The sequence below is a fragment of the Fulvivirga sedimenti genome (assembly GCF_020328055.1).
The window spans coordinates 356,109-368,885 of sequence record NZ_JAIXNE010000004.1; the positions used below are offsets into that span (position 1 = coordinate 356,109).

General features: G+C 44.7%; 10 protein-coding genes. 4 read left to right on the top strand and 6 right to left on the bottom strand.

The genetic code is table 11. From position 1 onward, the window contains the following. The first annotated feature begins 48 nt into the window (after positions 1-48). Positions 49-438, top strand: a complete 390-nt coding sequence (locus LDX50_RS19570) for a tellurite resistance TerB family protein (RefSeq protein WP_225697895.1) — start codon at positions 49-51, stop codon at positions 436-438. Between the two features lie 51 nt (positions 439-489). On the opposite strand, the gene LDX50_RS19575 is transcribed toward LDX50_RS19570, so the two are convergent. The 4 genes from LDX50_RS19575 to LDX50_RS19590 all read right to left on the bottom strand — a co-directional run bounded on the left by LDX50_RS19575 (position 490) and on the right by LDX50_RS19590 (position 4,110). Further along, positions 490-1,083 (bottom strand): superoxide dismutase family protein, encoded by a 594-nt coding sequence (locus LDX50_RS19575; protein ID WP_225697896.1) that lies wholly within the window; start codon positions 1,081-1,083, stop codon positions 490-492. Positions 1,084-1,167: 84 nt separating this feature from the next. Then, positions 1,168-1,350 (bottom strand): hypothetical protein, encoded by a 183-nt coding sequence (locus tag LDX50_RS19580; protein WP_225697897.1) that lies wholly within the window; start codon positions 1,348-1,350, stop codon positions 1,168-1,170. Between the two features lie 11 nt (positions 1,351-1,361). Further along, positions 1,362-2,204, bottom strand: a complete 843-nt coding sequence (locus LDX50_RS19585; RefSeq protein WP_225697898.1) for a VOC family protein — start codon at positions 2,202-2,204, stop codon at positions 1,362-1,364. Positions 2,205-2,313: 109 nt separating this feature from the next. Continuing rightward, positions 2,314-4,110, bottom strand: a complete 1,797-nt coding sequence (locus LDX50_RS19590; protein WP_225697899.1) for a hypothetical protein — start codon at positions 4,108-4,110, stop codon at positions 2,314-2,316. A 208-nt stretch (positions 4,111-4,318) separates the two neighbouring features. Here LDX50_RS19590 and LDX50_RS19595 point away from each other — a divergent pair, with 208 nt between their 5' ends. From LDX50_RS19595 to LDX50_RS19605, 3 genes are read left to right on the top strand one after another with little or no spacing between them, the layout of a single operon-like run. Beyond that, positions 4,319-5,479 carry a T9SS type B sorting domain-containing protein gene (locus LDX50_RS19595; RefSeq protein ID WP_225697900.1) on the top strand — a complete coding sequence of 387 codons (1,161 nt, stop codon included), beginning with the start codon at positions 4,319-4,321 and terminating at the stop codon, positions 5,477-5,479. Next, positions 5,479-6,507 carry a PorP/SprF family type IX secretion system membrane protein gene (locus LDX50_RS19600; RefSeq protein ID WP_225697901.1) on the top strand — a complete coding sequence of 343 codons (1,029 nt, stop codon included), beginning with the start codon at positions 5,479-5,481 and terminating at the stop codon, positions 6,505-6,507. Before LDX50_RS19595 ends, LDX50_RS19600 begins: the two co-directional genes overlap by 1 nt. After that, positions 6,504-8,867, top strand: coding sequence for an OmpA family protein (locus LDX50_RS19605; RefSeq protein WP_225697902.1), 2,364 nt, complete (start codon positions 6,504-6,506; stop codon positions 8,865-8,867). Before LDX50_RS19600 ends, LDX50_RS19605 begins: the two co-directional genes overlap by 4 nt. On the opposite strand, the gene LDX50_RS19610 is transcribed toward LDX50_RS19605, so the two are convergent. Beyond that, positions 8,864-11,743 (bottom strand): CHAT domain-containing protein, encoded by a 2,880-nt coding sequence (locus LDX50_RS19610; protein WP_225697903.1) that lies wholly within the window; start codon positions 11,741-11,743, stop codon positions 8,864-8,866. The two genes, LDX50_RS19605 and LDX50_RS19610, sit on opposite strands and share 4 nt — an antisense overlap. A gap of 60 nt (positions 11,744-11,803) precedes the next feature. Next, on the bottom strand, positions 11,804-12,691 hold the full coding sequence (locus LDX50_RS19615; RefSeq protein ID WP_225697904.1) for a hypothetical protein: 888 nt from the start codon (positions 12,689-12,691) through the stop codon (positions 11,804-11,806). Between the last annotated feature and the right edge of the window lie 86 nt (positions 12,692-12,777).

Consider the following 12,777-nt stretch of genomic DNA (forward strand, 5'->3'; position numbering starts at 1 on the left):
GAAGTAATAATGTTCAATTTATTCAGATCAAATCGGCACGGACAGGTGATGAGTCATTTAAACAACCTCATTGCTGTAGCACTAGCAGATGGCACTCTGGATCAGACTGAGTGGGATCGTCTGGCTACAATTGCCGCAAACAGAGGCGTAAGCCAGGAGGAACTCCATCAGATACGTGAAGAGGCTGAAACCATTAAATTTGTTGCTCCTGCATCCCATCGGGATAAAATCTTCCAAATCTATGAATTGGTTGAGGTGATGATTGCCGATGGTCGGGTTGATCAGGAAGAACTATTGATATGTCGAAAATTGGCTGAAAAACTGAGTATACATCCCAGGATAATCACAGATATGCTGGCCAGGATGCTCCAGCTTATCCGGGAAGATAAGGATCCCGAAATCATCATCGATGAAATATGTGCACTTACTAATCATTAAACCATAAAAAAACCCGCTCGATGGCGGGTTTTTATATTATTACGCTCTTCTCTATTGCTCACGGATCACTCCGCAGGATACTCTTCCCCCGGCAGCACCTGATGGCTGGGAGGTAAAATCATCCGCACCAGCGTGAATGATTACTGCATGATTCAGGATATTGGTAGCTGAATCTCCGCCAATCGTCCATCCTGTAATTTCAAGTGAATTTGTTGCCGTACTGTCTGCTCCGGCTTCAAGGTTTATAATGTCGCCGGCATGATGCATTCCATCACCCATACGGTTGCCATGATCCACACCGGATGGATTCCAGTGACCTCCGGCTGAACTGGCATCGTCGGCGCTGCAATCACCCTTTTCATGCAAATGTATCGCATGTGAGCCTGGTACAAGATGATTGATTTCGATATCCATCTGAACGGTATTGTCGCCTGTCTGGGTGAAAGTGATCGTACCAGTAACGTTGCTGCCACTGGCCGGTGACATTGATGCCATCGCCATCGGCGCGGCAGGAACTTCCATTTCTTCAGCTAATTCTGTGGTCATATCATCCGTAGCTGCCGCCTCTTCCTTTGTAGAAGTTGAACATGCACCAAAGACAATTAAAAAGCCCAATACATAGATTGATCTTGATAGGTATTTCATAGTTAATTTTGCTTTATCTAATTTTCGCAAAATTACTAATACCTGACTGCCTAACCAAAAAATAGCGGTGCCGCAGCTAATCCGTCAATAACGCCCGCCACTGTACACCCCCACATTAAAAGAAGGCGTGACCCTGGGTCCACCAGGACCGAAAGACATATTCATTCCCATGCTGGTGCCCCAATGTGCATTTGAACAGCTCTCCAGTGTTCCGATAGCCGCAATCATGAGGAGGCAGAATGATAATTTTTTAACAAATGTTTTCATTTTGATCGAATTTAATTGAACGGCCACTTTTGAATACAGAAAATTGCTCCATTGGGGTCGGTAAGAACGGCGACAGAACCATTTCTTATTGCCTGATTCGGTGCCATCAAAATGGTCGCACCCAGTGATTTGGCTCGATTCACGGTTTCCTCCGGATCCGTAACTTTAATATAAGGCACCCATTGTGTTGTCATATTTGAGATCGGGTTCGGACTTATCCCCGCTATTTTAAGTTCCTGCTTACCGAAGATCCAATACGGTTTTCCATTAGCAACCTGCTCAGTGATATCATAACCTAACGTCTTACCGTAAAATTCAGCAGAGGACTCAGGCTGGTCAGACCATAGCTCCATCCATAACCATTCATTTGCATCTGCTTCCAGCAATGGCGGGTCCCCTGCGGAAGAATGAATTATACTCACAGCAGCACCCTGTGGATCCTTCAGTAAAGCCATGCTTCCACGTCCGGTGATTCTGGTTGTTCCGATGACGGTCGATGCGCCCATAGAGCTAAGAAAATCAAGTGCCTTTTCAGTATCCTCGACAGATATCGCTCCTATCCACAAATTCTGTTGAGATTTGGTCTCAATCATTCCTCCCAGATACTTATTTCCCTGCCGGATCAGTGTATAGTTTCCATCGGTCGTTGGAATTGATTCAAATTCCCAATTGAATAATTGCCCGTAAAATTCCCTGGAAGCATCCACATTGGATGTACCAAGTTCATGCCAGACAAACTGACCATAACGGTAATTATAAGTAGGAACATCAACAATTGGCGGGTAATTATCGGCTGAACAGGAAGCCAGTATCATCATGAAGAACAGGCTTACCGGCAAACATAAATATTTCATTATTAAGAGGTTGTAGATTGCAACCTATAATACAAAAATTGGAACAAATGTCCAGAGCTTCGCTAATTTTGTTTGTACCAAATCCTTTGATTTGATCAATTTGGAACAATTAAGGCGTAATATATTCGATAACGATCCCGTATATCCCCTGCTCAGCATCACTTAGCTGATTTGTAATTCCTGCTATATTGAAATCGATACCGATCATATATGTATGATTCTGATTGTCGATCACAAAAGGTCCGTTCAATGTGGCAGTGAATATTCCAGGCCCATTTTCATTGGCATTTAAACCGCCGCCAAGATCGACCTGGCCGCTGCCAAATGACCTTTCAAACAGGCCTAATTTAACGGGTGGGCCGTGCATATCCATGAAATACATTGTGATGGATTGAACGACCGAACCGTGCGGCAAATGTACAGGGGCATAAATGGATCTGCCCAGTGTCTCATCCTTGATCGTGACAAGACTATTATCACTCTCAAAGATCAACACATTATTTTCCGAATTGGCAAAATTCTGTCTGTAAACGCCTGTGAAATCTGAAGGGTCAATACTGTAATAGCTTGCTACGGGTACGACGGCTGTGGTGGCAGGTGCCCATTGCGTACCATCCCAACGTAGGAGATCTCCAACGGATGCCCCGGCCTGGTTGAGCTTCGACGGATCCAAATCACTGATTTTAACATTGGAAACCGCACCGTCCTGAATGTCTGCAGTTTCAATACTTCCATCCAGAATTTTCTGACTGTTAATCGCCCCGTCCTTTACAACGGCCGTTCCAATAGTACCGGAAAGATCACTTGCTGCCGGGAATGATATGTTGTGCAAATCAACTGTTTTCTGTCCGGTGCCATCCCCCTCAAGGGTTAGCTGAAGGATCGAACTGTTTACGCCGCTTAATACAAATTCAGTTACCTCCTGATCATCGGTTCCGGTTGGCAGCCCTGACAACGGGATACTTCCTGCCAGCACACCATTTTCCTCGATCTCAATATCAGTTGCTGTTATGCGAAAATCAGTGATCGCCTCATTGGACGGGTCGGCATCCGCATCATCCGATGTAGTAACATAACCCAGCGACGCCAGATCTATCGGAGCCCCACCGTCTTCGAGTGTCAACACACTGCCTGCCAGGCTTATCTGCTGATCATCTGTGCCCGTCGGTAATCCTGATAAGGGAATACTTCCCGCCAGGACACCATTTTCCTCGATTTCAATATCGGTAGCCGTTATGCGAAAATCAGTGATCGCTTCATTAGTTGGGTCGGCATCCGCATCATCCGATGTAGTGACATAACCCAGCGACGCCAGATCTATCGGAGCCCCACCGTCTTCGAGTGTTAACACACTTCCAGCCAGGCTTAACTGCTGGTCATCAGTGCCAATGTTTATTACGGGCGTCAGATCGAGGGTATAGATCAGGCCGTTTTCTTCTATTTCAAGTATGTTGCCGTTAAGGCGAACATCTGTAATCAATTCATTGGAAGGGTCGGAATCCGCGTCGTTGATCAGTGAACTCAAATCAACACTGTTACCGTTTTCGATGGAAAGAAGCGCCGTTGCCTGATTAAAGGCAAGGTTCTGAAATGTACCGGATGAATCCCCTAGTCCGGCGATCCACTGTGCGCCATCCCAATAATAGAAAAGGTTATCGGTAGTGTCATACACAATCAAACCCCTTTCAGTTGAACCCAAACTCATGCTCGTGCGCTGACCGCCCGTAAGCCTCGGGAGCAAAACCCCCTGGTTGTTTCCCGGTGCAACCACATCCAGTGCCGCATTGGAATTGGGATTGGTGGTTCCGACACCGACAGACTGCGCCATTACTTCCGGCATCACACACGGAATGATCAGCAATATGAGAATGGCTAAAAAGTAGTTTTTAATAGTACTGAATGTCATGGCCACATTTAAGTTGGCATTCTAAAAATGTATTTCACCCAAAAAATATCAGTAATATGATAAATCGACCTTACATTTTTGTAGCAATAGACTATCTAAAATTACATACGTAAAGCATGCGGATGATAAGGTCTTATTACCAAAAATAAATATATTTATTTAATATTCAGATTACTGGAGAGAATCCGGGCAATTGATTTATTTTTTTATGTACCTCAGAGCAGCACTATTTTTACTCATTTTTACGATTCAATCCAATCGGTCGGCAGCGCAGACCATACAGGACGGTTCAGTGTTATTTATTTCTGAAAACGGAATATTAACCGCTGATGCTGCGGTTTCAAATGAGGGTTTTCTGCAGAATGAGGGAATCTACCATGTGCGTCGGAATTGGTCCAGCAACGGCATATATCAAGGGGCGGGCACCATAGTTCTGGATGGCACTCAAACGCAGACATTCCGCCATAACGGACAGTTCATTTCCATATTGGATGTTGGCAACCCTGCAGGTATATTGATTCGCGGCAAAGTACCCGTTCGCCGGCAACTTCTCCTGACAGATGGGGAAATCACTACCTCGTCTATCGACACGTTATTTACTGAAACGGATGCCCTGATTTCAGGCGGATCACCAGGAAGTTTTGTAAATGGCCCCCTTCACAGGGGCGGGCGTGGCCTGGTGGAATTCCCTGTGGGTATTTCCGGCACCTACCTGCCGGTATCATTGCTGGATGTTACAGGCGGTAATACCATTACCGTGTTGCAGGCCAGGGCTAATTATTCCGGTAACATACCACAAGGGGTTACAAGCGTTAGCCGGGACTTTTTCTGGGAGCGAAGTAATTACCGGGATGCATTTGCCGGCAGTGAGGTAAGCCTGCCTTTTTATGATGATCAGCTGGACAGATCATCAGCGGTTATTATCGGACTTGACCGAAACTCAGGTGATTTTACGTTATATGACGATCTCGACTTTTTCACGGGCTCATTCTACGAAATGATATCTACTAATGCACCCGTTTCAGAACATATTCTGCTACTTGGAACACTGGAAGAAAATATACGCGATGAAACGGCATTTTACATTCCCAACGTCCTCTCTCCGAATGCGGCCGACCAGGATAACAGGGTCATCAAGGTTTTCGGCGACTTTGTAGAAGAGGATTTTTCATTCGTGGTATATGACCGGCGGGGGATGCAGGTTTTCGAAAGCAAAAGCCTCACCCGAATGCAATTCAACGGATGGAACGGAACATCTGCCCGCACCGGCGACTTATTACCACAGGGAGCCTATGTATATGCCTTAAGGGCGCGGAACAGCCGCAATGAAGTTATAGAACGAACAGGGACTTTAACAATTCTTAACTGATGCTGAAATACCTGATCGTTTTGTTTCCTTTATTTTTTACCCTGAATTTCTCAGTGGCGCAGTCACCTGTATTTTCTCAGTACTATACCACCTCGCTCTATCTGAACCCGGCATTGGTGGGATCTGAAAGTGATATCACGATCGGCATGAATTACAGGGCACAGTGGAACCAGCTGGAATCCCCCTATCAGACCGCTCAGATCACCTACATGCACCCATTGATCAAACCAGGCGGCCGCAGCAAGCATGTAGGGGGAATCGGGGTTTCAATCCTGAGTGATCAGGCAGGAAATAACAGTCTCTCCAATACCGGAATCAATTTCTCAGGGGCCTTCAACTATCACCTCTCCTCCTATGGAAACAACATTTTAACATTTGGATTACAGGCCGGCGTTTACAGGAATGCATTGAATATTGAAAATTTACAATGGGGTTCGCAGTACAATGCATTCAGCGGGTTTGATCCCACAATTGAGGTTGATCCGGGAAATTTGCAGGACCAAAGGTTCTATGCTGTAATCAATGCGGGCATGATGTGGTATTACCGGCAACAGCAGCGGTATAGTACAAAATCCTGGTCGTCCTATGCAGGAATTTCAGTCTATCACCTGAATCAACCGAATACGTCCCTGATCAATGATCAGGACAATCTGCCACTCAGCCTTCGTTTTCATGGCGGGATTAGTTTCCCCATTTCGGCACAGGCAAAACTCACCCCGAGTGCTCTGGCGGTGTATGAGCTTTCAGACATTCAGCTGAATGCAGGCGGATACCTGACCTATTCGCTGGGAAGTGCATCCAATGCCTCGAATGCCGCCGTAATCCTGGGAGCATGGTATCGCCTGAGTGATTCTTTCATCGTTCATGTAGGTACTGAAATCAAGAATTTCCGACTCGCCTTCAGCTATGATCATAATGTTTCCTCTTTCCAAAGGTATTTTGGAACTTCAGGAAGCTACGAGTTTTCCATTCAATACAGAATTATCCGAAAACACCAGTCCGTTTATTTCTCAACGCCACTCATATGAAGTTTTCGCGATTACTTCTATGCATCAGCATGCTAACTGCATTACCCCTGACCCTGGCGGCACAACAAACAGCGCTTCGGTTTGAGGAAATCAGGCAATTGGAAAACTCCGGTCAATATTTCGCAGCTATCGATGCCCTGAACGAATTGCTCACATTTGATGAGAACAACATCGATGCTGTATTTTCACTTGCCGAAAACTACCGGCAGACATTCCAGTATGAAAAGGCGCTCGCTCAGTATCAGAAGGTGTTTTTTCTCGACGAAAATGCCAACCCGCTTAGCGAATATTACCTGGCTCTCATGCAGAAATATACGGGCAAATACAGCGCATCCATATCATATTTCGATTCCTTTATTGCCCGTTGGGATTCAACCGGTCGCTATCCCGCTCTTATTGAACAGGCCCGGGTGGAAAAAGCGGGAAGTCAAATGGCCATATCCTATAATGGAAAGGAGAAGTTTAAAATCCGCCAAGTGGCTGAACCCCTGAATACGCCCTTTAATGATTATGCACCGGTGACCTTAGCCGATTCAGCACTTCTGATCACAAGTTCAAGGATTGAACATAAAAGGCAGGCAAGAGATCAGCGATTTGGCGAGGGTTTTTCAGATCATTATTATTTCTCTTTGTCAGAAAATGCCATCAATATTGTTGATGATACAAAGCTCATCGATGCACTGAATACAAAATTTAATGATGGCAGCGGCAGCTTTTGTAATGAGGATGGCGCATACTACTTTACCGTTTGCGGGTACAAAGCTCCATATTGTCAGATTTACGTAAGTCATCTGGAATCAGGAAGATTTTCAGAGCCGGAATTATTGTCGGAAAATATTAATTTACCAGGGAGGAACAGTAAACAGCCGGGTATTTCAATTTCAGGGGATACATTGTTCTTCGTATCGGACCGGCCTGGCGGTAAGGGCGGCAATGATATCTGGATGTCCGTTAAATCAGGCAGCGGCTGGGGACCCGCCATGAACCTGGGCAACAAGGTTAATACTTCACTGAACGAGAATTCACCCTTTCCGATAATGAATAACATTCTGATGTTCTCTTCCGATGGTCATCAGGGATTCGGCGGAATGGATATATTTATGGCACGTCGACTACTCAATGGTGACACGGTATTGGTGAATGCGGGAATCCCTTTTAATTCCAGCAGGGACGATATGTTTCCAAATGCCTCATCGTCCTATATATTCTGGTCATCTAATCGTTCAGATGGAGAAGGGGGTTTTGATGTGTACAGCTCATCAATCCGATCCAGGTTATATCTTACTTCTCTTATTTCTGCATTGAATCATAATGCAAGTCGTGACGATGCATTAAGTGGATCTGTGATTCTACCTGATCCGGGAGGAGAAATCACAACTATCGTAAATACAGGTGATGTTGACTTCAGCAAACTGTCTCTTGCAGAGCAGGCGGTCATCAATGATATTGCCCTTGGCAAGCCGGGCGTCACCAGTACATTCAAAGATCTGTCACAGGCTCAGGTTGATGCATTGCTTAAAGAGCGCAAGGCTGAATTAGCAGCATTGGACCGCCGACGTTATCAGGTTGACTTCGACCATCATGAAGAAGAGGGACACTTTGAAATAACGGGCTCACTGGATTGTGAATATTGTGATGACATCCCAACAATTTATATGTCGGACCTGAGTGGCGAACGTCGACAATTAACCATTGCCGATTCATCCGGAAATTTCCGTTTTAGCCATTTAACAGGCAATGAAAGCGTTCTCCTTGAAATTGATACTGCCTTCAATGGCCTGATCCAATTCTCGAATGTGCAGACATTATTTATCCCGGATTACAGGTCATATACCTACACTCCGGTTTATTTTGATCTGGCTGAAAGTGAAATCCGCCATGAATCCTATGGAGTACTACAGGAGATGGCTGTTTTTCTAAACAACAACCCGGGATTTCAACTGGAAATTGTTGCGCATGCAGATAACACCGGAAGTGAGGCCTACAATTTGCTGCTTACACGAGAACGCGGACAGGCTGTATTTGATGCCCTTCTCCGGTTAGGGGTATCCCCTCTTTCCATGATGATCCGGGCGAAGGGGTTTCGTGAACCTGTTGCCGACAATGAATCACCTAAAGGCAGACAGCTTAATCGTCGTGTGGAATTTCTTATTTCAGGTATGGGGAGCAAGCCTGAAGAAACCTATCATTACTGTTTCACAACCAGAGCCATGAATGGTGATGAACTCACCCGGGCTTTAAAGGAAGAGACCCTGATCCGATTAAATGGTATCGATGAAAGCGAGCGATACAGACCCTATATTCCCATCCTTGTTAAGGACAACAACCTGCTTAATACAGAAATTTTCGATTGTAATTAATTACCCAGGTATATGAAGGGCGCCCAATATTTTGGTGCCTGATACTTTTTCTTCATTTCATCAACTGCGTATTCATAGGCAATCCTCTTATTTCCAGATGCCAGCAGTTTTGCATAAAAACTTGACATGTACTCCTTGGTGACCTTATCACTTACCTGCCACAGACTTATGATCATTGATTCTGCTCCCGCTACGAAAAATGCGTATTGCAACCCGTATACCCCATCGCCATTTTTCAACTCTCCCAGACCGGTTTCACAGGCCGATAATACCACCAACTCTGTTGCTGACAGATCCATATCAGAAACCTCAAACGCAGTCAGGAGATCTCCCTGCCTGGAATCTGTGGCAGTTAAAACCAGTCCAGACCTGAATAATTCCAGGTCAGGCAAATCCTGACGCTGTTTAACTTCCCTTCTCGAAAAGAATCCGTGCGTCGCGAAATGCATCAATGCAGATGGCTCCTGACTGTAGAGTCGGGCTTTCGTTGCCTCCGTGCCTGTGAGAGAGGTAACACCCCACCCTTCCTTTTGCAGCGCGCCTGAAATCTGTATAATCTCCTCACGTGTGCCTGGAAGGGATGCGAATCTCGAATCGCCCTGTGATTCACTTAAAACGGGATCACCCACGAGCAGTGCCTGGTGCGATCCATTGAATACCCCTTGTCCGGCCTTTACCTTCACGATCTCTCCGGCATTATGTAAGTGGCGAATCCTCATAGTTGAGCCCAAAAAACTACTGTTTTCAGGGTTCATAAGTGACTCCGGATTAATCTTAAAATACAGCCCGTCATCAACAAGGTATGCCGTCTTTATGCCTTCAAGCAGTGACTCAAATGGCTTCCAGAAATAAGTATAGGAAGTTGTATCTGCGACCTCATATTTAATGGCATTCAGATAAAACTTCAGCTGCCGGTTTTCCAGATAATCACCGGATCCCAGTTCGACCACCTGAGGCCCATCCTCAAACGACGGTTTTATCACAAGTCCAACATAATTGATGCTATCTGTTTCTCCATTTAAACGGCTGAAATTCTGATTTTTATATCGGATAATTTCAACCACCGCCTCATCATCATCGAGGGCGGAACGTATGGAATTGTAATCAGCTGTTGCAGAAAGCTGCCGGCCGGTATGTCTCGCAATCTCAGATTCAAGTTCATTAAGACGACGTATCATTGATTGCTGGATTTCTCCATCGAATCCACCTCGGGTAAAGGAACTGGTCAATTCCTGACGAATGGCGAGAAATTCTTCTAATAACCCGGCCGTTTTATCATTCTGATCTAATTTTTGGATTTCTTTCAGGCCGCGCTTCGATTCCAGGGTGAGGCCCTTATAGAGCAGCTGTTTATTGATCATTATATGCGCAAGATCGGTTCGTTCACCTGCCAGCGGAGCGATCGCTGAATAAATGACATCCAAATCTTTCCTCATTTCTGAAAGGAAGACCGTCTGCTCGGAGCGTGACAACATGGGAAATATGAATCTGATGAGCTGTTCTTCCTTATTACTCGCAGCAAAGAGATTTTCAGAACCCTCTTCAAACCTCCCTGAAAGAATATAGCAAACCCCCAGGTTATTTTCAATCTGCCTCAATTGCGGTGCAGCACTGCCATAAACCGTAACGTATTTCTGCTTTGAAATTTCCAGCGATCGGATGGCCTCATCAATGTTGCCTTCGTAGATCGCCCAGGCCCCTTTTGCCGCATAGAAATTGGCCAGATCCATATCTGAAAAAACTTCCCCGTTTCTTTCCACCAGCTCAGCAGCTTTGTCAAGAGCCGGATTTGAACCGATAGCCTGAGAATTCCGGAATGTATTGGCATAGTTCAGAAGAAATACAAGCTCCTCATTCGGTGATTTGAATGAATAGTCGTTGAAAAGGTCATTAAGAATAATCTCCGATTCCAGGACCTGTCCCGTTTTTAAAAACAGTGCAGCTTTGTTCTGAAGCAGGCGTTCACAATGATGGGTACAGTTTTGCAGGGCGAGATCGATATATGACAATGACTGACCATAAAGACCGAACTTCTCATAGAGGTTGGCGATATTATTCAGGGTATTTACAGTCTCTTCCTTTGGTAAACCCAGGTATTCCTTTAATTCCAGAACTTTCTTGAAGCTTGCTTCAGCCTCGGTGAAATCCTGTCGCTCCATGTAGAGCATTCCCAGTTGTTCGAAGTAGGCCGATTCTACAGATTTCTGTAATAAATGATTCGAAATACTGTCCATTCTAACCGATACGAAATTCAGAAGGTCAAGGGTTTCCTGAAAGTTCCCTTCTCTTCTTTGGGCGTCAGCCTGAAGAAGCAAAATCATAAAGTCAAACTCCTGAGAATTGTTTAACGAAGCTGAATTTGAAAGCAGGGTCAGTGCCCGATCGTGTTCGCCCAACTCAATATAAATGTCATAGAGGTTCTGAAGCGCTTTTATAGATGAAGAGCCTCCGGCAGTTTTTAAAATACGTTCATAGATGATAATCGCCTTTTCCGTGTCGGTATACCTGTACAGTTGAGCGAGATTGAGTTGTGATATTATCCTTTCCTTATCAGTTGGTTCAAGGATTTCACTGCGGAATGCTTCGGATGTTTCGAGGACAGTCCGCGCTTTGCTAAAATTACCCGACTCATAGTAGGCAATTCCTAAATCATTCAGAATGACAAGATAGTCATGATCAAAGATTCCACGGTCGACTTTTGCCTGTTGTTCAGCCTCCTCAAGATATTTAATGGTGTTATCCCAGGAAACTCCCCAGTTTTCATGAGCGAGCGTATAGGATTTCTTCCAATCCTGACCGAAACAAGGAGTTACACTGAGAAGCAAAAAAACTCCCAGGCTCCGTTTTAAAAAATGTATGACTACGGAATGGTCCATAAAACAAAAAATACCAGCCGGAATTATTCCGGCTGGTTATCAGTGTACAATTTTCTTCTGCTACTGCCTTAATTTGAGCAGTTTATGACGTATCAGGAACTCATTGTATGCAGAACGGTAATCCGGCACATTAGGCGCCAGTAACATCGCATTCACATAACTGGTGAAGGCATCCGCTAACAAGTTATTATCTTCAAAATAAGCAGCACTGATCAGTTCGAGAAGCGCGCTATTTGAAATATTGCTTGTTAAAGAATTCAAGTTCTGGGTATGTTGCGTCCTGGTCTCATGATCAATACGCTTAAGCGCAACTGCCTTTGACTCTACATCATTATCCTGATAAACCTTTACAAGCAAAATTTCTTCTTTTTTGAGGTTTTCATTCTCAAGATTCAGCATAGTACGCTGTCCTTCCACACGTTCCTCAAGCAGAACCTCTTCAAACATGTTCATAACACGGATTATCGAAAATTCACTTTCATTCGCCCATTCCAGTGCTAGTTTATCCCCATACAATTCAGTGGCTCCGGGGATGTACAGATTCACCTCTGAGTCAGAGAAAGGCTCGAAATCACGCATGATTTCATAGTTTATTCCGGCTGCTTTTTCAGAGATCTCCCGATTTAGAATGAAATCAGTATAGCGGGTGACAATCATATTCGTCTCAGTCACCTCAATCTTTCCATACAGATCATTGGCGTCATATTTTCCGCTTTCCTTTATTTCCAGCACATGTCCGCTATTATGAACAAGTCCGAGATAGGCGCCTTCTTTTACGGTAAGTGTGAAATCTCCGGAAAGGACCATGCCTTTTTTCAATTGAGTTACGACCTCTCCAATTTGAATCTCCGATTCACCATTTTGGACGAGAATCTTAAAAGTGTTGATTTGAGCGTTTCCAGCGACAAAGCTGAAAACCAAAATCAATGTGGTTAAAAGTGGTTTCATAACATTATAGTTTGTTATATCTGCTATATATCCCATTCATGAATAAAAGGTAACTACCATCCGGGGCATTATGAATTATGTTAAAG

What these genes read in the sequence shown, in the direction of transcription:
- LDX50_RS19570 (WP_225697895.1), top strand. Translation starts at nt 49, where the DNA reads ATGAGTCATTTAAACAACCTCATTGCTGTAGCACTAGCAGATGGCACT.
- LDX50_RS19575 (WP_225697896.1), bottom strand. Translation starts at nt 1,083, where the DNA reads ATGAAATACCTATCAAGATCAATCTATGTATTGGGCTTTTTAATTGTC.
- LDX50_RS19580 (WP_225697897.1), bottom strand. Translation starts at nt 1,350, where the DNA reads ATGAAAACATTTGTTAAAAAATTATCATTCTGCCTCCTCATGATTGCG.
- LDX50_RS19585 (WP_225697898.1), bottom strand. Translation starts at nt 2,204, where the DNA reads ATGAAATATTTATGTTTGCCGGTAAGCCTGTTCTTCATGATGATACTG.
- LDX50_RS19590 (WP_225697899.1), bottom strand. Translation starts at nt 4,110, where the DNA reads ATGACATTCAGTACTATTAAAAACTACTTTTTAGCCATTCTCATATTG.
- LDX50_RS19595 (WP_225697900.1), top strand. Translation starts at nt 4,319, where the DNA reads ATGTACCTCAGAGCAGCACTATTTTTACTCATTTTTACGATTCAATCC.
- LDX50_RS19600 (WP_225697901.1), top strand. Translation starts at nt 5,479, where the DNA reads ATGCTGAAATACCTGATCGTTTTGTTTCCTTTATTTTTTACCCTGAAT.
- LDX50_RS19605 (WP_225697902.1), top strand. Translation starts at nt 6,504, where the DNA reads ATGAAGTTTTCGCGATTACTTCTATGCATCAGCATGCTAACTGCATTA.
- LDX50_RS19610 (WP_225697903.1), bottom strand. Translation starts at nt 11,743, where the DNA reads ATGGACCATTCCGTAGTCATACATTTTTTAAAACGGAGCCTGGGAGTT.
- LDX50_RS19615 (WP_225697904.1), bottom strand. Translation starts at nt 12,691, where the DNA reads ATGAAACCACTTTTAACCACATTGATTTTGGTTTTCAGCTTTGTCGCT.